The 17,774-nt window shown below is 70.0% G+C and carries 15 protein-coding genes; 9 read left to right on the top strand and 6 right to left on the bottom strand.

What is annotated here, in order from left to right; all coding sequences use genetic code 11:
- Positions 1-136 precede the first annotated feature (136 nt).
- The gene (locus DIE15_RS20725; protein WP_124834229.1) at positions 137-1,693 is read right to left on the bottom strand and encodes a sigma-70 family RNA polymerase sigma factor; all 1,557 of its coding nucleotides are present in this window, start codon (positions 1,691-1,693) and stop codon (positions 137-139) included.
- A gap of 308 nt (positions 1,694-2,001) precedes the next feature.
- Here DIE15_RS20725 and DIE15_RS20715 point away from each other — a divergent pair, with 308 nt between their 5' ends.
- Positions 2,002-2,436: a hypothetical protein gene (locus DIE15_RS20715; RefSeq protein ID WP_124834228.1), complete on the top strand. Its 435-nt coding sequence runs from the start codon at positions 2,002-2,004 to the stop codon at positions 2,434-2,436.
- A 35-nt stretch (positions 2,437-2,471) separates the two neighbouring features.
- Complete coding sequence (locus DIE15_RS20710; protein ID WP_124834227.1) at positions 2,472-3,290, top strand: SH3 domain-containing protein; 819 nt, start codon at positions 2,472-2,474, stop codon at positions 3,288-3,290.
- 98 nt (positions 3,291-3,388) lie between these two features.
- Here the strand turns inward: DIE15_RS20710 and ilvD are convergent, their stop codons facing one another.
- From ilvD to DIE15_RS20690, 4 genes are all read right to left on the bottom strand, one after another.
- Entirely contained in the window at positions 3,389-5,248 is a 1,860-nt protein-coding gene (ilvD, locus tag DIE15_RS20705) for a dihydroxy-acid dehydratase (protein WP_057928321.1), read from the bottom strand.
- Between the two features lie 270 nt (positions 5,249-5,518).
- Positions 5,519-6,541, bottom strand: coding sequence for an Ldh family oxidoreductase (locus DIE15_RS20700; RefSeq protein ID WP_124834226.1), 1,023 nt, complete (start codon positions 6,539-6,541; stop codon positions 5,519-5,521).
- Positions 6,534-8,126, bottom strand: coding sequence for an aldehyde dehydrogenase (NADP(+)) (locus tag DIE15_RS20695; protein ID WP_124834225.1), 1,593 nt, complete (start codon positions 8,124-8,126; stop codon positions 6,534-6,536). Before DIE15_RS20695 ends, DIE15_RS20700 begins: the two co-directional genes overlap by 8 nt.
- Positions 8,127-8,197: 71 nt before the next feature.
- Positions 8,198-9,823 carry an APC family permease gene (locus tag DIE15_RS20690; protein WP_124834224.1) on the bottom strand — a complete coding sequence of 542 codons (1,626 nt, stop codon included), beginning with the start codon at positions 9,821-9,823 and terminating at the stop codon, positions 8,198-8,200.
- Positions 9,824-10,435: 612 nt separating this feature from the next.
- Between DIE15_RS20690 and DIE15_RS20685 the strand changes: the two genes are divergently transcribed.
- The 4 genes from DIE15_RS20685 to DIE15_RS20670 all read left to right on the top strand — a co-directional run bounded on the left by DIE15_RS20685 (position 10,436) and on the right by DIE15_RS20670 (position 14,091).
- The gene (locus DIE15_RS20685) at positions 10,436-11,368 is read left to right on the top strand and encodes a 4-hydroxyproline epimerase (RefSeq protein WP_124834238.1); all 933 of its coding nucleotides are present in this window, start codon (positions 10,436-10,438) and stop codon (positions 11,366-11,368) included.
- Positions 11,365-12,492: an FAD-binding oxidoreductase gene (locus DIE15_RS20680; RefSeq protein WP_124834223.1), complete on the top strand. Its 1,128-nt coding sequence runs from the start codon at positions 11,365-11,367 to the stop codon at positions 12,490-12,492. Before DIE15_RS20685 ends, DIE15_RS20680 begins: the two co-directional genes overlap by 4 nt.
- A 100-nt stretch (positions 12,493-12,592) precedes the next feature.
- Positions 12,593-12,826: a 2Fe-2S iron-sulfur cluster-binding protein gene (locus DIE15_RS20675; RefSeq protein ID WP_011658575.1), complete on the top strand. Its 234-nt coding sequence runs from the start codon at positions 12,593-12,595 to the stop codon at positions 12,824-12,826.
- Positions 12,823-14,091, top strand: coding sequence for an FAD/NAD(P)-binding oxidoreductase (locus DIE15_RS20670; RefSeq protein ID WP_124834222.1), 1,269 nt, complete (start codon positions 12,823-12,825; stop codon positions 14,089-14,091). The genes DIE15_RS20675 and DIE15_RS20670 overlap by 4 nt, the downstream gene beginning before the upstream one ends.
- Positions 14,092-14,137: 46 nt before the next feature.
- Here DIE15_RS20670 and DIE15_RS20665 read toward each other — a convergent pair whose 3' ends face one another.
- Positions 14,138-15,082, bottom strand: coding sequence for a LysR substrate-binding domain-containing protein (locus DIE15_RS20665; protein ID WP_124834221.1), 945 nt, complete (start codon positions 15,080-15,082; stop codon positions 14,138-14,140).
- A 164-nt stretch (positions 15,083-15,246) separates the two neighbouring features.
- Between DIE15_RS20665 and gtdA the strand changes: the two genes are divergently transcribed.
- The 3 genes from gtdA (at position 15,247) to maiA (ending at position 17,768) form a co-directional block, all read left to right on the top strand.
- Positions 15,247-16,293, top strand: coding sequence for a gentisate 1,2-dioxygenase (gene gtdA / locus DIE15_RS20660; RefSeq protein WP_124834220.1), 1,047 nt, complete (start codon positions 15,247-15,249; stop codon positions 16,291-16,293).
- Between the two features lie 100 nt (positions 16,294-16,393).
- Positions 16,394-17,092, top strand: coding sequence for a fumarylacetoacetate hydrolase family protein (locus DIE15_RS20655; RefSeq protein WP_057928333.1), 699 nt, complete (start codon positions 16,394-16,396; stop codon positions 17,090-17,092).
- Positions 17,093-17,126: 34 nt separating this feature from the next.
- Complete coding sequence (maiA, locus tag DIE15_RS20650) at positions 17,127-17,768, top strand: maleylacetoacetate isomerase (protein ID WP_124834219.1); 642 nt, start codon at positions 17,127-17,129, stop codon at positions 17,766-17,768.
- Positions 17,769-17,774 lie beyond the last annotated feature (6 nt).

Genomic DNA, 17,774 nt, shown 5'->3' with positions numbered 1-17,774 from the left:
CCCCCCCCCCCCCCCCCCCCCCCCCCACCCCCCCCCCCCCCCCCCCCCCCCCCCCGCCCCCCCCCGCCCCCCCCCCCCCCCCCCCCCCCCCCCCCCCCCCGCGCCCCCCCCCCCCCCCCCCCCCCCCCGCGACCGGTTACGCGTCGAGGAACGACTGCGCGCCCTCGGCCTCGGCGGCCGTGCGCAGCGTGGCGAGCGCGCGCTTCTCGATCTGCCGTACGCGTTCGCGCGACATCCCCGCGTCCTGCGCGATCGCATCGTAGGTATCGGGTTCGGCACCACCGAGGCCGAACCGCCGGCGCAGCACGTCGGCCTCGGCCGGCGTGACCGACCGCAGCAGCGACGTCACGCATTCGCGCATGCGCGTGTCCGCCAGTCGCTCGAACGGGCTTGCCGATGCCTGGTCCTCGATCAGGTCGACGAGGCCGGCGTCCGCGTCGGGCAGCGGCGTGTCGAGCGACAGTGGCTCGGCCGGCAGCGCCAGCACCGCGCGCAGCTTGTCCTCGGCGAGCCCGGTCTCGGTCGCGAGCTCGGCCGGCGTCGCGCGGCGGCCCGTGCGCTGGCGGAAACGCAGGGCATGCCGCTGCACGCGCTGGTACTGGTCGCCGACGTGCACCGGCACGCGGATCGTGCGCGAGCGGTCGGCTACCGCGCGCGCGACCGCTTGCCGGATCCACCAGGTCGCGTAGGTCGAGAACTTGAAGCCGCGCCGGTATTCGAACTTCTCGATCGCGCGCATCAGGCCGAGGCAGCCGTCCTGCACGAGGTCGGGCAGGTCGACGCCGCGGTTCATGTACTTGCGCGCGATCGACAGCACGAGCCGCAGGTTCGCCTCCAGCATTGCGCGGGTGCCGTCGCGCACCTTCTGCTGGCCGTCGCTCAGTGCGGCGCCGAGCGCACGCCGCGCGACCGTGTCGAAACAGGCGGCATCGGTATCGGCGTCCGGGGTGGCGCCGACCGGCGCGGCGGCGAGTGCGCGCACGACGCGGCTCGCATCGTCGACGGCCGGTGCAACCCACGCGAGCGAACCGAGCAGTGCGGCGAGGCGGTTGCGCGCGTCGCGGTATTCGGACGAGCGGCAGCCATGCGCGCGCAATGCGCCGCGCACGTCCGCGACTGCAGCTTGCAGCGTGTCATAGCGCGCAGGCGCGGGTGTGTCGTCTTCGCGATCGTCGACGTCAGCACCTTCGTCGCCGGCCGTGCCGGTTGCGCCCGTTGCACCATGGCGCGCGAGCAGCGCATCGACCGCGGCCGGACAGCCGGCGAGCGCATGCAGGATCTGATGGCGGCCCGTTTCGATTTCGCGGGCGAGCACGATTTCGTCCTCGCGCTTGAGCAGCGGCACCGCATGGATGCGCCGCATATACAGCGCGAGCGGATCGGTCGAAGCACTCGTGCCGCGGGCGAGATCGCCGAGCAGCGCGCGGCCTTCGTCGAGCGCGTCGCGATCGACGTCGACCGGTGCCGCACCCGCGAACGGCGCCGGCGCGGCCGGCTCGTCGAGCACGGCAATGCCGATGTCCGCAAGCGCGGCGCGCACGACGTCCAGCGCGTCGGGGCTGTCGCTTTCCGGCGGCAGCGCGTCGACGAGGTCGGCGTGCGTCAGATAACCCTGTTCGCTGGCGAGCGCCAGTAGCTGGATGATCGGATCGAGGGGCGTGTCCGCCCGAAGCGTGGGGCGTGGCGTAGTCATGTCGATGGCGGCGTGAGCCGCGTTCCTGTCTGGGCGGGCCGAGGTCCGCGGGTTTCAGGCCGCCGGGGGCCGCGAACACCCGTCCGCGCCGGCCAGCCTGACTCGATATTCAAGTTGAGGGCATTTGCACCAACTTCAACGCCGGCGCGGCAGACGCGGGAGCACGCGGCATGCCCGCGCAGTCCGACCCTTCATTCGCCGCGGGGAAACAAAAAGTAACCGATCAAACCCGCAGAAATATGCAGGGGACGTAAGCTACAGTCAGGCGCGCGCCACGCGGCGACGCGCGGATTCCTGCGGAGCTTCACATGACCCCGATTCCCGCCGCAAGGCCATCCATCGTCGTGCTGGCCATGCTCGCGCTGAGCGGCTGCTATTACACGGGCCCTTACGGCTATGCACCGTATTACGCACCCGTGCCCGCCACGGTGTCGCAGCGCGAGATTCCGGTAGCGCCGGCAAACGCCGGACCGGTCGCGTCGACACCCGCGGCACCGACCGTGCCGCCGCCGGCGGACGACTACGCTTACGCGCCGGCTCCGGTCTATGCCGCGCCGGCCTATGTGCCTTACCCGGCCTACTATCCCGCGTACTACCCGGGCTGGTACGGGCCGCCCGTCACGATCGGCCTCGGCTTCTGGGGGCATTGGGGCGGCGGTTACCGGGGCGGGTACTGGCGCCGTCCGTGGGGCGGCGGCCACTGGGGTGGCGGACATTGGGGCGGCGGGGGCCATCGACACTGACCGACGCGCGGCGGCACCGCGCGGGAGAGAGCAACATGAGCAACACGATCATCCGAAGTCTGTGCGTCGCCCTGTTCGGCATCGCCGCGGTGCCGGGCATCGCCGACGCGCAAAGCAGCGCCTACACCAACTCGGGGGCCGAACTCTATGCGGGGCCGGCACCCGATTATCCCGTCGTCGCGCAGGTTCCGCCCGGCACCGCGCTGGACGTGTTCGGCTGTCTGAGCGACTACTCGTGGTGCGACGTCGCGCTGCCGGGCGTGCGCGGCTGGATCGACGCGCAGCAGCTCGACTATCCGTACCAGGGCAATTACGTGCCGCTGCTGGAATATGGCGCGATCATCGGCGTGCCGGTGACCGGGTTCGCGATCGGCGCGTACTGGGACCGTTATTACCGGCATCGGCCGTGGTATCACGATCGAGACCGCTGGGAGCATCGTGCCGAGCCGCGCGTCGGCCCCGGCGGGAGGCCGCCCGCCTATGGGCACCCGCAGCCGGGCGAACCGATCCAGCGCGCACCGGGCGGTGCACCGCCGCCCGTGCAGCACGACACGCGGCCGTCGGCCACGCGCGGCGGCTGGAACGGCCCGAATCGCGTGCCGGCTCCGCAGGCGGCACCGGCGCCCGCGCCGATGCCGGGCGCGGGCGGCAATGCGCATCCGCCGGCGGCTGTCGCGCGTCCGGCACCCGCGCCTGCGCCCGGCGGCGGCGCGGTGACCCGAATGATGCCGCCGCAGGCGAATCCGGGCGGCGGCGGTTTCGGCGCCCGGCCGCAAGGTGGCGGAAACCATGAGGGAGGCCACGGTGGCGGTGGGGGCGGCAGCGACGGGCGCAGCGACGAGTTTCGTCGCTGAGCGCGCGACGGTTCGGCCTGCCATCGACGAAAAAAAACCGCTCCGGAGAGCGGCTTTTCGACCGGGCGGGCCGTTCGTGCGGCCCGCTGCCCGGGGCGTCAGTCGTCCAGCAGCGACAGGTCGCGCACGGCGCCCTTGTCGGCCGACATCACCAGTTTCGCGTAGGCCTTCAGTGCCGCCGACACCTTGCGCGGACGCGGTTGCGCCGGCTTCCAGCCCTTCGCGTTCTGCTCTTCGCGGCGACGCGCGAGTTCGTCGTCCGACACCAGCACGTCGATCGTGCGATTCGGGATGTCGATGCGGATCTTGTCGCCGTCGCGCACGAGGCCGATTGCGCCGCCCGCTGCCGCTTCCGGCGAGCAGTGACCGATCGACAGGCCCGACGTGCCGCCCGAGAAGCGGCCGTCCGTCAGCAGCGCGCAGGCCTTGCCGAGGCCCTTCGACTTGATGTAGCTCGTCGGGTACAGCATTTCCTGCATGCCGGGGCCGCCCTTGGGGCCTTCGTAGCGCACGATCACGATGTCGCCGGCCTTGACCTTGTCGTTCAGGATGTTCTCGACCGCTTCGTCCTGCGACTCGGTCACGTGGGCCGAGCCCTCGAACACGTGGATGCTTTCGTCGACGCCGGCCGTCTTCACCACGCAGCCGTCGAGCGCGATGTTGCCGGTCAGCACGGCGAGGCCGCCTTCCTTCGAGAACGCATGCTCGTACGAGCGGATGCAGCCTTCGGCACGGTCGAGATCGAGGCTCGGCCAGCGCGTGTCCTGGCTGAACGCGACCTGCGTCGGGATCCCGGCCGGGCCGGCCAGGTAGAACGTGCGGACTGCCGCGTCCTCGGTGCGGACGATGTCCCACTGGTCGAGCGCATCCTTCAGCGTCGGCGCGTGCACGGTCGGCACGTCGGTGTGCAGCTTGCCGGCGCGGTCGAGCTCGCCGAGGATCGCCATGATGCCGCCCGCGCGGTGCACGTCTTCGATGTGGTACTTGTTCGTGTTCGGCGCGACCTTGCACAGCTGCGGCACGATGCGCGACAGGCGATCGATGTCCTTCATCGTGAAGTCGATACCGGCTTCCTGCGCGATCGCCAGCAGGTGCAGGATCGTGTTGGTCGAACCGCCCATCGCGATGTCGAGCGTCATCGCGTTCTCGAACGCCTTGAAGCCGACCGAGCGCGGCAGCACGCGCATGTCGTCCTGCTCGTAGTGCTGGCGCGTCAGTTCGACGATGCGGCGGCCGGCGCGCTTGAACAACTGCTCGCGGTCGGCGTGCGTGGCCACCACCGTGCCGTTGCCGGGCAGCGACAGGCCGAGCGCCTCGGTCAGGCAGTTCATCGAGTTCGCGGTGAACATGCCCGAGCACGAACCGCAGGTCGGGCAGGCCGAGCGTTCGACTTCGGCGACGTCGGCATCCGAATACGACTGGTCGGCCGCGATCACCATCGCGTCGACGAGGTCGAGCTTCTTCAGTTCGACGGTCTTGGTGACCGGGTTCGCGAGACGCGTCTTGCCGGCTTCCATCGGGCCGCCCGACACGAAGATCACCGGAATGTTGAGGCGCATCGCGGCCATCAGCATCCCCGGCGTGATCTTGTCGCAGTTCGAGATGCACACCATCGCGTCTGCGCAGTGCGCGTTGACCATGTATTCGACCGAGTCGGCGATGATGTCGCGGCTCGGCAGCGAATAGAGCATGCCGTCATGGCCCATCGCGATGCCGTCGTCGACCGCGATCGTGTTGAATTCCTTCGCGACGCCGCCGGCGGCTTCGATTTCGCGCGCGACGAGCTGGCCAAGATCCTTCAGGTGCACGTGCCCGGGCACGAACTGCGTGAACGAGTTGACGACCGCGATGATCGGCTTCGAGAAATCGTCGTCTTTCATGCCGGTGGCGCGCCACAGCGAGCGTGCACCTGCCATGTTGCGGCCGGCGGTGGAGGTTTTGGAACGGTATGTGGGCATTGTGATGGCTGAAGAAATATCGCGAAAAAGGGTGGAGGCACGGGAATAAAGGCCTCTCTCGCGCCCGTGCGAACAACCTCTTGAGCTGCGCCCTGGGCAAACTGGGCGATTATCCCACAGCCGCCGGGCGTGCGGCGCCCGCGGGAGCGGGCGCCGCGGACGGTGCGCCGGGCGGCGTCCGCGCACGCGAGCGCAGGACCTCGGCGGCGGAACGGGCGACGGCGCCATCGCCGTTCTGCCGGCGACGAAGCCGCGCCCCGCGATCGCGCGTCAGTCGAGCAGCGTCAGGATTTCGTCGTACAGCGCCTTCGGAATCCGCACGCCGTGCGCGAGGCTGCGCGCGCGGGCGTCGAAGCGCCGCTGCGACGGCAGCCGCGCGCCTTGCCCGGTGATCGACGCGAACATCCGCTCGCCGCGCGCGAGGCCCCCGTCGAGCCCGTCGCCGAGGAACACCTTCGGGTCGAACGCGACCACGAGCTCGCCATGGCACGGCGTCGCGCCGACGCCTTCGTCGAAGTCCATCGACTCCTGGCTCGTCATGTCGCCGATCAGCGCACCGCCGAGCAGCTCGACCATCGCCGCGAGCGCCGAGCCCTTGTGGCCGCCGAAGGTGCGCATCGCGCCCTGCAGCGCGGCCTTCGGATCGGTGGTCGGCTGGCCGTCGGCATCGATCGCCCAGTACGGCGGGATCGTCTTGCCCTGTTTCGCGTGCAGCTCGATGTCGCCGCGCGCGATCGCGCTGGTCGCGAAGTCGAACACGAACGGCACGCCGTCCGGGCGCGGCCACGCGAACGCGATCGGGTTGGTGCCGAACACCGGTTCGCGGCCGCCTTCCGGCGCGACCCAGCTGTGGCTCGGGTTCATCGCGATGCCGGCCAGCCCCTCGGCGGCGATCGCCTCGACTTCGGGCCACAGCGCCGAGAAGTGGTAGCAGTGGTTGATCGCCATCGCGGCGATCCCGTGCTGCTTCGCCATCTCGACGAGCACCGGCAGGCCGGTTTCGAAGCTCAGCAGCGAGAAGCCGCGATGCGCGTCGACTGCGACGATCGACGACGACAGCCGGCGCAGCGTCGGCACGGCCTGCGGATCGACCTTGCCCTTCTTCAGCGAGCGCACGCATACGAGCAGCCGGTACACGCCGTGCGAGTGGCACTCGTCGCGCTGGCCCTGCGTGATCACGTTGGCGATCGCCCGCGCGTGCGCGTCGGACATCCCGTTGTGCGTCAGCACTCGCAGCGCGAGCGCGTGCACGTCATCGAGCGACAGGACGACTTCGGCGAGCGGCTCAGACATCGCGCGCTTCCCGCGGCGCGGGCACGCCGTCGATGCGTTGCGGCACGTTCAGCGGGTTGCCGTCGCGGATTGCGTCGGGCAGCAGCGCGTCCGGCACGTCCTGGTACGACACGGGGCGCAGGAAACGTTCGATCGCGCGTGCGCCGACCGACGTCGTGCGCGTGTCGGACGTGGCCGGGAACGGGCCGCCGTGCACCATCGCATGGCCGACCTCGACACCGGTGCCGAAGCCGTTGACGAGAATGCGGCCGGCCTTGCGCTCCAGCGTCGGGCGCAGCGCGGCGAACAGCGCGGCGTCGCCGTCGGCGAGATGCGCGGCGATCGTCAGCTGGCCTTCGAGCGACTGCAGCACGCGATGCAGCGTGCCGCCATCCGGGCAGCGCACGATCAGCGACGCAGGGCCGAACACCTCGTCACGCAGTTCGGGGCGGGCGATGAACGCATCCGCCGACGTCGCGAACAGCGCTGCGCGCGCCTGGTAGCGGCCACCTTCCGCGCCTTCCGCCAGCAGCTCGACCGCGTCGTGCGTGCGCAGGGCGGCCACGCCTTGCGCATAGCTCGCGTGGATGTGCGGCGTCAGCATCGTCTGCGCGGCAGTCGCTTGCACTGCGGTGGCCGCCGCGGCTTCGAACGCGCGCAGCGCGGGGCCGTCGACCGCGAGCACGAGGCCCGGGTTCGTGCAGAACTGGCCGGCGCCGAGCGCGAGCGATGCGACGAACTGCGGCGCGATCGCGTCGTGGCGCGCGTCGAGCGCGGCCGGGAACAGCAGCACCGGGTTGATCGAGCTCATTTCCGCGTAGACCGGAATCGGCTCGTGGCGTGCGGCCGCGATGTTCATCAGCGCGACGCCGCCGCGGCGCGAGCCGGTGAAGCCGACGGCCTTGATGCGCGGATCGGCGACGAGCGCCTGGCCGATCTCGCGCGACGCGTCGAACAGCAGCGAGAACACGCCGGCCGGCAGCCCGCATTCGCGCACGGCCTGCTGGATCGCGCGGCCGACGAGCTCGGACGTGCCCGGATGCGCGGAGTGCGCCTTGACGATCACCGGGCAGCCGGCGGCGAGTGCCGAAGCGGTATCGCCGCCCGCGACCGAGAACGCGAGCGGAAAGTTCGACGCGCCGAACACGGCGACCGGCCCGATCGCGAGGTTGCGCAGGCGCAGGTCGACGCGCGGCAGCGGCTTGCGCTCCGGACGGGCCGGGTCGATGCGCGCATCGACGTAACCGCCGTCGCGCACGAGCGACGCGAACAGCGCGAGCTGGCCGACCGTGCGGCCGCGTTCGCCTTCGATGCGCGCGCGCGGCAGGCCCGTTTCGGTGACGCAGCGCTCGATCAGGTCGTCGCCGAGCGCCATGATGTTGCGGCCGATCGCGTCGAGAAACGCGGCGCGTTGCTCGGGGCGCGTTTCGCGGTACGTGTCGAACGCGTCGTCGGCGAGCGCGCAGGCCGTCTCCAGGTCGTGAAGGCTCGCGCCGCCGAACGCGGGTTCGAGCGGTTCGCCGGTTGCGGCGGCGATCGCGTGGAGGGTGCCGTTCTGTCCGGCGATGGCCGACTGGCCGATCAGGAGCTGACCTGTGAGTTGCATGGTTCTTCCTCGGAAAATGCGGGGCCGGGCGTGGTGCGCCCGGCCGGTGTGGAAAGGGGAAAACGGGTGCGTCAGTCTTCGTCGTCTTCGAGCTGCAGCTTGTCGGAACGGATGCCGGTGTTGGCACCCCAGTAGAAGATCACGAGCGCCACGGCCGCGACGACGACCGTGTCGTACGGATGCGCGAGCTGGCCCGTGCCGCCGAAGCCGCCGAAGTACGACAGCACGATCATGGCCGCGTAGAACGCGATCAGCCACGCGGACGAACGGACCTGCTCGGCGAGGCTCAGGTGCGCGGTCGGCACCCAGCGGCGGCACGCCAGATAGATCACGAACATCACGATCTGCAGGCCGAGCAGCCAGGACACGGTGCCCCAGCCCGACCAGTAGACGATCAGCGCGGCGATCACGAACGACGCGGGGCCGGTGATGCCGAACGCCACCGCGCGAAACGGCCGCGGCAGGTCGGGCGCGGTGCGGCGCAGCGCGGCGACCGACACGGGGGCGACCGCGTAGCTCAGCACGAGCGCGGCGGACACGATGTTGATCAGCGCTTCCCACGACGGGAACGGCATCGTCCAGAAGATCGCGAGGCCGAACGTGAGCCACAGGCCCGCGCGCGGGATGCCCGATGCTTCGTCGACGCGCGTGAACACCTTGAAGAACGTGCCGGTCTTCGCCCAGCCGTAGACGACGCGCGGCGTCGCGTTCATGTAGATGTTGCCGCAGCCGCTCGGCGAGATCATCGCGTCGGCGACGACCATCACCGCGAGCCAACCTACGCCGAGCGCGAGCGCGATGTCGCGGTACGGCAGGGAGAAGGCGCGGCTGACGTCATGCCAGCCGGCGGCGAGCATGTCGGTCGGGATGCTGCCGATGAACGCGAGCTGCAGCAGCACGTAGATCAGCGTGGACAGCAGGATCGACAGGATCAGCGCGATCGGGATCGTGCGCTGCGGATTACGCACTTCGCTCGCGACCGACACGATCGGCGTGAGGCCAAGATACGCGAAGATGATGCCGCCGGCCGACACGGCCATCTCGATGCCCGGCATGCCGAACGGCGCGAAGCCGTGCACGGTCAGGTTGGCCGGCTTGAAGAACGTGAACAGCACCGCGATCACCGACAGCGGCACGATGAACTTGAAGACGCTGATGACGTTGTTCGCTTTCGCGAAAGTCTTCACGCTCGAATAGTTCAGGTAAAAGAAGAAGCACAGCAGCGCGGCCTGCACGAGCCAGCCGAGCGTGGTCGGGTCGCTCGAGACTGCCTTGGTCAGGCCGGGGAACCACGCGGCCGCGTACTGGCGCGCGGCGACCACTTCGATCGCGATCAGGCTCGAGAACGCGATCAGCGTGATGAAGCCCATCAGATAGCCGAGCAGCGGGCCGTGCGAGAACACCGGGTAGCGGACCACGCCGCCCGCGCGCGGCAGCGCGGCGCCGAGTTCGCAATAGACGATGCCGAGCAGCAGCACCGAGAAGCCGCCGAGCAGCCACGAGAAGATGCCGGCCGGGCCGGCGATCGTCGAGACGTGACTCGCGGCGAATAGCCACCCCGAACCGAAGATCGCCCCGAGACCGATGAACGTCAGGTCGGTCAGCGACAGCTGCTTCTTGAACTTGCCGTGACCGCCGTCGGCGGGCACGGAACGGGAAAGCGGGACGGACGGGTGTGTGTTGCCTTGGCCTGGCATGGGTTTGTCTCCTGGGAAATATCGGGGCAGGTGCGGCGTGCGCCGCGCTCCGACGGAGCAGCGGCGCACACCTGCCGGCCGGCGCGCGACCGGTTCGAACGGCCGGGGCGGGCCGGGGACCGTTCATGCGCGGCGCGGGCTGGCGTTGCGGCGAACGGGCCCGTGCGGGCCATGCCGGACCGGAAGTGGCGATGCGACGGGGGAAGCCGTTGCACCGCCGGGGGAAAATCGGTCAGCGGTTCGCCCGGTTCTATCCGGCGCGGTGCGCGGCGTCGAAGGTGATGGAAGCGATGGAAGCGCCCGGCACGAACCGGTTGCTGAGGGCGGGGAACACTCCGGCCCGCGGGATGGCGTTTCGGCTCACTGCAATCTCCTGCTACGTATCGGCCGACGACAGGCGCGTCGACGTGCAACCAGTATCGCCGTGCAAACACCCATCACGCTTGAGTCGTATCGCGGAGCAGAATGACGAAATCGGCACAGTAGCCGGAAGGGGTGCGAAGGGCGTTCCGCACTATGCCGATTTCGTCGCCGTCCTCATCGAAAAGCCACAAGCGGACGGACGCACGACGGAGGAAGCTATGCTCCTTTCCCCACTTCGGACGGCTCATGATGAAGCGCATCCAGATCATCGATTCGCACACGGGCGGCGAACCCACGCGGCTCGTCGTGTCCGGTTTCCCCTCGCTAGGCAACGGCACGATGGCCGAGCGCCGCGACGTGCTCGCGCGCGAGCACGATCGCTATCGCACCGCGTGCATTCTCGAGCCGCGCGGCAGCGATGTGCTGGTCGGCGCGCTGCTGTGCGAACCCGTGTCGCCGGAGGCGGCGGCCGGCGTGATCTTCTTCAACAACAGCGGTTATCTCGGGATGTGCGGGCACGGCACGATCGGCGTCGTGCGCACGCTGCATCACATGGGCCGCATCGAGCCGGGCGTGCACAGGATCGAAACGCCGGTCGGCACCGTCGAGGCGACGCTGCACGACGACCTGTCGGTCAGCGTGCGCAACGTGCTCGCGTACCGCCATGCGAAGGCCGTCGCCGTCGACGTGCCGGGTTACGGCCCGGTGAAGGGCGACATCGCGTGGGGCGGCAACTGGTTTTTCCTGATCAGCGATCACGGCCAGCGCGTGGCCGGCGACAACGTCGCCGCGCTGACCGCCTATTCGTCCGCTGTGCGCGCAGGGCTCGAGCACGCGGGCATCACCGGTGCGAACGGCGGCGAGATCGACCATATCGAACTGTTCGCGGACGATCCCGAGCACGACAGCCGCAGCTTCGTGCTGTGCCCGGGGCATGCGTACGACCGATCGCCGTGCGGCACCGGCACGAGCGCGAAGCTCGCGTGCCTCGCGGCTGACGGCAAGCTCGAACCGGGTGTCGTGTGGCGGCAGGCGAGCGTGATCGGCAGCGTGTTCCAGGCGAGCTATGCGCAGGCCGACGGCGGCATCGTGCCGACGATTCGCGGCAGCGCGCACCTGAGCGCGGAAGCCACGCTGTTGATCGAGGAAGACGATCCGTTCGGCTGGGGCATCGTGTCGTGAGCGAGACCCGGACCGACGTCGTCGTGATCGGCGCCGGCATCGTCGGCGCCGCATGCGCGCATGAACTCGCGCAGCGCGGGCTGCGTGTGCTCGTCGTCGACGACGCGAGCGGCGGCGCGACCGGCGCCGGCATGGGGCACCTCGTCGCGATGGACGACAACGCGGCCGAACTCGCGCTGAGCCATTACTCGATCGAGCTGTGGCGCGTGCTCGCCGGCGAGATGCCGGAAGGTTGTGCGTACCGCAACTGCGGCACGCTGTGGCTCGCGGCCGATTCCAACGAGATGGATCTCGCGCGCACCAAGCAGGCGACGCTCGCCGCGCACGGCGTGGCGGGCGAGCTGATCGACGCGGCGACGCTCGCGCGGCTGGAGCCGATGCTGCGTGCGGGGCTCGGCGGCGCGCTGAAGATCCCCGGCGATGCGATTCTCTATGCGCCAGTCGCCGCGAGCTGGCTGTTGCAGCGCACATCGGGCATCACGTTGCGGCGCGATCGCGCGGTGGCGGTCGACGGCCCGAGCGTGACGCTCGCGAGCGGCGACACGCTGCGCGCGGAACGCGTCGTCGTCGCGAACGGCGTCGCCGCGCGCACGCTGTTGCCCGAATTGCCGCTGCGCCCGAAGAAGGGCCATCTGCTGATCACCGACCGCTATCCGGGCCAGGTGTCGCACCAGCTCGTCGAGCTCGGCTATGCGGCGAGCGCGCACGCGAGCGACGGCACGTCGGTCGCGTTCAACGTGCAGCCGCGGCCGACCGGCCAGTTGCTGATCGGCTCGTCGCGCCAGTTCGACACCGAGGACGCGCGCATCGAGCCGCCCGTGCTCGCGCGCATGCTGCGCCGCGCGGTCGGCTACCTGCCGGAGCTGGCGGACCTGAACGGGATTCGCGCATGGACGGGCTTCCGTTCCGCGAGCCCCGACGGCCTGCCGCTGCTCGGCGAACATCCGGCGCGGCCGGGCGTGTGGCTCGCGGTCGGGCACGAAGGGCTCGGCGTGACGACCGCGCCGGGCAGTGCGCGGCTCATCGCCGCGTTGATGACGGGCGAACGGCCGCCCATCGACATCGAACCGTATTTGCCGGGACGTTTCCTGACGACGTCCCCCGTAGCCGGAGCGCTGACATGAAACGACCCCCACGCTCGCTTCGTTCGCTTGGGGGGACGCAGTCCCCCCGTCCCTCGAAGGCCGATTCCTGTACGTGCAGGGCGGCCCGGCGGAGGCTGACATGATCATTCATCTGGACGGCCGCGCGCTGACGGTGGCCGACGGTGCGACCGTCGCGGCCGCCGTCGCGGCGAGCGGCGATGACACGACGCGCGTGTCGTGCACGGGTGCGGCGCGCGCGCCGTTTTGCGGTATGGGCATCTGCCAGGAGTGCAGGATGACGATCGACGGCCGCCGTCGTCTGGCTTGCCAGACGCTGTGCCGCGACGGGATGCGGGTGGAGCGGACGCGATGAAACAGGAACGACTGAGCGTCGACATCGCGATCGTCGGCGCGGGCCCGGCAGGGCTATCGGCCGCGCGGGCTGCCGCACGAAGCGGTGCAACGGTTGCGATCGTCGACGACAACCCGCGCGCGGGCGGGCAGATCTGGCGCCAGGCGGCTACCGCGATGCCGGTGCCTGCCGCGGCGGAACGCCTTGCCGTGCTGCGGCAGCCGAACGTCACGCATCTCGCGGCCACGCGCATCGTCGCCGAAACGCAGCCGGGCACATTGTTGCTGGAGGACGACGAGCGCGGATTCCTGCTCGAATTCCGCACGCTGATCCTGTGCTGCGGCGCGCGCGAGCTGCTGCTGCCGTTCCCGGGCTGGACGCTGCCCGGTGTGACCGGCGCGGGCGGCTTGCAGGCACTGATCAAGTATGGCCTCGACGTGCGCGAGCAGCGCACGGTGATCGCCGGCAGCGGCCCGCTGCTGCTCGCGAGCGCGGTGACGGCCAGGCAGGCCGGCGCGCAGGTGTCGCATGTGCTCGAACAGGCGGCGTGGAGCGACGTCGCCGGCTTCGGCGCGGGGCTGTGGCGCTGGCCGTCGAAGCTCGCACAGGCGGCGAAGCTCGTCACGGCCGCCTACCGGCCCAATGCATACGTCGTCGAAGCGTTCGGCGACAAGCGGCTCGAACACGTGCGGATCCGGCAGGGCGAGCGCGAATTCGACGTCGACTGCGACCGGCTCGCGTGCGGCTTCGGCCTCGTGCCGAACACCGTGCTGCCGAGCCATCTCGGCTGCCGGATCGAGAGCGGCGCGGTCGCGGTTGACGCGCACCAACGTACGAGCCGCGACGGGTATTTCGCGGCGGGCGAGTGCACGGGTGTCGGCGGCAGCGAGCTGGCGATGGTCGAAGGCGAGATCGCTGGCTGCGCGGCCACCGGGCAGACGGCGCCGCTCGCCGCGCTGGTTGCGCGGCGAGCGCACTGGCAGGCGTTCGCGGACGCCGTGCGCGAGCGTTTCACGATCCGCGAGCCGATTCGCCGGCTCGCGCGGCCCGATACGCTGCTGTGCCGTTGCGAGGACGTGCGCTTCGACGCGGTCGCGCCGGCGCCGGGCTGGACGGCCGCGAAGCTGCAGACGCGCTGCGGGATGGGCGCATGCCAGGGCCGCGTGTGCGGCGCGGCCGCGCAGGCGCTGTTCGGCTGGACGCCGCCGGTGCCGCGCACGCCGCTCGTGCCTGCGCGGGTCGGCACGCTGATGCTGGACGACACGGCGTCCTGCGACGGCGCCTGACGCGCCACGGTGAAGCGGCGCGGTTCGCGCCGGGCCGCTTCGCCGCTCAATCCGCCTTCACTTTCTCCCATCCGCCCACCTGCGGCGCCGCACAGGCACGCAGGCACTCGATCGCGGCGGCCACGGCCGCGCGATTCGCGCTGTCCGGGTGCCAGTACATCGACACCGCGCCCTGGCCCTCGAGCCGTATCGGCAGGATGCGGATCGCGTTCAATTGCTCGAAACGCCGTGCGGCGCGGTGCGATGCGACGCCGAGCAGGTCGGTGTTGTTCAGCAGCGTAAGGTTCAGGATCGACGAATTCGATTCGACGCAGTGCGGCGGCTGCACGCGGCCGGCGGCCGTCAGCGCGACCTGCAGCGCGTTGTGCACGGGCGTGCCGGGCGGCCAGACGATCCACGAGTAGGCCAGCACCTCGTCCCAGCCGACGGATGCCGTGCCGACGAGCGGATGATCGGGCCGCGCAACGAACACCACCGGATCGACATACAGCGCTTCGGCGTGCAGGTGCGGATCGACGGACGCGGATCCGGAGCGGCCGACGACGATGTCCAGCTCGCCGCGCGCGAGCTGCGGCATCAACTGGTTCATCGTGCTCTCCGCGAGCCGCACCTGCGCGCGCGGCATCCGCTTCAGCAACTGCGACACCGCGAGCGGCACCGTATCGGCGGCCGCGACGCCCGACGTGCCGATCGTCACCAGGCCGCTGCCGCCTTCGCGCAGCGCAGCCATGTCGTCGCGCGCGACGTCGAGCTGCGCCTCCACGCGGCGCGCGTGCTCGATCAGCGCGTCGCCGTAGGCCGTCGGCCGCAAACCGCGCGCGTGCCGCTCGAACAGCGGCAACCCGACGTCCTCCTCCAGTTCCTTCAGCCATTTCGACAGCGCGGGCTGGGTGGTCGCGAGCGCTGCCGCCGACTGGCTCAGGTTGCCCGTGCTGGCCAGGCTCAACAGCACTTGCAGGTGCCGCAATCGCAGCCGGTAGGTCCAGTCCATCGCGCGCTCCGTGTCGGAAGGTATATCCGAAATCATATGGATTAGATGATTTCATCATTTTACCGGGTATGTCTGCGTCGAATATAAATGCGCTAACGGACTGCGGCACGCGGTTCCCGACCCGACACAGCGCCGACCGCGATCGGCCGCCTCAAGGAGACATCATGACCAGCCGACACCCGGATACGTCGCGCGCCGACTACTACGCACGGATCGCCGAACAGCGCCTCGCGCCGTTGTGGGAGTCGCTGCACAACCTCGTGCCGAAAACCCCGCAGCCGGCCGCGCAGCCCGCGATCTGGAAGTACGCGCAGGTGCGCGACCTGGTGATGCAGGCCGGCAGCGTGATCAGCGCGGAAGAAGCCGTGCGTCGCGTGCTGGTGCTGGAGAACCCGGGGCTGCCCGGCCGGTCGAGCATGACGCCGACCCTGTACGCGGGCCTGCAGCTGATCCTGCCGGGCGAGATCGCGCCGAGTCACCGGCATACGCAGTCGGCGCTGCGCTTCATCGTCGAAGGCAAGGGCGCATGGACCGCGGTGAACGGCGAGCGCACGACGATGCATCCGGGCGACTTCATCATCACGCCGTCGTGGGCGTGGCACGACCACGGCAACCCGTCCGTGGAAGACGGCGGCGAGCCGGTCGTGTGGCTCGACGGGCTCGACATTCCGCTCGTCGCGAACCTCGATGCGGGCTTCGCAGAGAACTATCCGGAAGCCGAGCAGCCCGTCAGCCGCGCGGAAGGCGACAGCTTCGCGCGCTTCGGTCACAACATGGTGCCGGTGCGGCATCGCGCGAGCGATCCGACGTCGCCGGTGTTCAGCTATCCATATGCCCGCACCCGCGAGGCGCTCGACGGGCTGTACCGCAACGGCGAGCTCGACGCATGGGACGGCGTGAAGCTGCGCTACGTGAACCCCGCGACGGGCGGCTGGCCGATGCCGACGATCGCGACCTTCATGCAGTTCCTGCCCGCCGGTTTCGACGGCCGCACGTATCGCAGCACCGACGCGACGATCTATTGCGTCGTTGAAGGCAGCGGCACCGCGCACATCGGCGGCGACGCGTTCGCGTTCGAGCCGCACGACATCTTCGTCGCGCCGTCGTGGGTGCCGGTGCGGTTGTCTGCGTCCTCCGACAGCGTGCTGTTCAGCTATTCCGACCGGCCCGTGCTGTCCGCGTTGAACCTGCTGCGCGAAGCGCGCGACTGATGCGGCCGCATTTCCCGCTTTTCCCCGATTTCCCCGATTCGTCCAGTGCGCCGCCAAGGCGGCGCGCGTTCCTTCTTTCATGCTCAAGCTGGAGCCGTTCATGACTTACGTTTTCCCGCCCGAAGCGCCGGTGGCGCTTCCCGTCGCCGGTAGCGACGCCCGCTTCGCCGTACGCCGCGTGTACTGCGTCGGCCGCAACTACGCGGCCCATGCACGCGAAATGGGCTTCGATCCCGATCGCGAACCGCCGTTCTTCTTCTGCAAGCCGGCCGATTCGATCGTGCCGGTCGCCTACGGCGAAACGCTCGATCTCGAATATCCGTCGCAGACGCAGAACTACCACTATGAAGCCGAGCTCGTCGCGGTAATCGGCAAGGGCGGGGCGGACATTCCGCTCGAGCATGCGCTCGAGCACGTGTGGGGCTATGCCGTCGGCCTCGACATGACGCGTCGCGACCTGCAGATGAAGATGCGCGAGATGGGCCGGCCGTGGGAAATCGGCAAGGCGTTCGACCGTTCCGCGCCGATCGGCCCCGTGCATCCGGCGAGCGAAGTCGGCCACTTCGAGCAGGCCGGCGTGTGGCTGACCGTCAACGGCACGACGAAGCAGAAGAGCGACGTGTCGCACCTGATCTGGTCGGTCGCGGAAACGGTCGCCGACCTGTCGAAGTTCTTCCGCCTCGAACCGGGCGACGTGATCTTCACCGGTACGCCGGAAGGCGTCGGCGCGGTGGTCAAGGGCGACGTGATGAAGGTCGGCGTCGAGCGTCTCGGCGAACTGGCCGTGCGCGTGGTCTGACGCGCGTTCGTCGATTTCCTCGAAAGGCTACATCGTGCAACTGCATAGCTTCTTCAACAGTTCGACCTCCTATCGGGTGCGCATCACGCTCGCGCTGAAAGGACTGCCGTACGACACGCTGCCCGTGAACATCCGCACGGGCGAGCATCGCGAGGCCGGCTACGTCGCGCAGGTGAATCCGTCGGCGTCGGTGCCGGCGCTGGTCGACGGCGATTTCCGTCTCGGCCAGTCGCTCGCGATCATCGACTACCTCGACCGGATGCATCCGGCGCCGCGGCTGATCCCGCAGGAACCGCGGCAGCGCGCGCGCGTGCTGGAACTCGCGACGCTGATCGCATGCGACATCCATCCGGTCAACAACCTGCGCGTGCTGCGCTACCTCGACAGCGAACTTCAGGTCACGCCGCAGCAGAAGCGTGCGTGGTACCGGCACTGGATCGCGGAAGGAATGGCCGGTGTCGAGCGCTTGCTCGCGCGCGCGGACACGGGCCCGTGGTGTTTCGGCGATGCGCCGACGCTCGCCGACGTGTGCCTCGTGCCGCAAGTTGCGAACGCGCTGCGGATGGACTGCGACCTGAGCGCGTATCCGCGCAGCCTCGCGGTTTATGAACACGCGCGGCGCGAGCCGGCGTTCGACGCGGCGCAGCCGCAGCGACAGCCGGACTACGTCGCGTAACACGAA

The organism is Burkholderia sp. Bp9031 (assembly GCF_003857965.1).
Lineage (GTDB): Bacteria > Pseudomonadota > Gammaproteobacteria > Burkholderiales > Burkholderiaceae > Burkholderia > Burkholderia ambifaria_A.
Note: the sequence above shows the minus strand (reverse complement) of the source record. Positions and strands in the feature narration are given on the sequence as shown.

Bases quoted from the DNA above. Each gene is read 5' to 3' on its own strand.
- DIE15_RS20715 (WP_124834228.1), top strand. From the start codon at position 2,002: ATGACCCCGATTCCCGCCGCAAGGCCATCCATCGTCGTGCTGGCCATG.
- DIE15_RS20700 (WP_124834226.1), bottom strand. From the start codon at position 6,541: ATGTCTGAGCCGCTCGCCGAAGTCGTCCTGTCGCTCGATGACGTGCAC.
- gtdA (WP_124834220.1), top strand. From the start codon at position 15,247: ATGACCAGCCGACACCCGGATACGTCGCGCGCCGACTACTACGCACGG.
- DIE15_RS20675 (WP_011658575.1), top strand. From the start codon at position 12,593: ATGATCATTCATCTGGACGGCCGCGCGCTGACGGTGGCCGACGGTGCG.
- ilvD (WP_057928321.1), bottom strand. From the start codon at position 5,248: ATGCCCACATACCGTTCCAAAACCTCCACCGCCGGCCGCAACATGGCA.
- DIE15_RS20685 (WP_124834238.1), top strand. From the start codon at position 10,436: ATGAAGCGCATCCAGATCATCGATTCGCACACGGGCGGCGAACCCACG.
- DIE15_RS20695 (WP_124834225.1), bottom strand. From the start codon at position 8,126: ATGCAACTCACAGGTCAGCTCCTGATCGGCCAGTCGGCCATCGCCGGA.
- DIE15_RS20710 (WP_124834227.1), top strand. From the start codon at position 2,472: ATGAGCAACACGATCATCCGAAGTCTGTGCGTCGCCCTGTTCGGCATC.
- DIE15_RS20725 (WP_124834229.1), bottom strand. From the start codon at position 1,693: ATGACTACGCCACGCCCCACGCTTCGGGCGGACACGCCCCTCGATCCG.
- DIE15_RS20690 (WP_124834224.1), bottom strand. From the start codon at position 9,823: ATGCCAGGCCAAGGCAACACACACCCGTCCGTCCCGCTTTCCCGTTCC.
- DIE15_RS20655 (WP_057928333.1), top strand. From the start codon at position 16,394: ATGACTTACGTTTTCCCGCCCGAAGCGCCGGTGGCGCTTCCCGTCGCC.
- DIE15_RS20670 (WP_124834222.1), top strand. From the start codon at position 12,823: ATGAAACAGGAACGACTGAGCGTCGACATCGCGATCGTCGGCGCGGGC.
- DIE15_RS20665 (WP_124834221.1), bottom strand. From the start codon at position 15,082: ATGGACTGGACCTACCGGCTGCGATTGCGGCACCTGCAAGTGCTGTTG.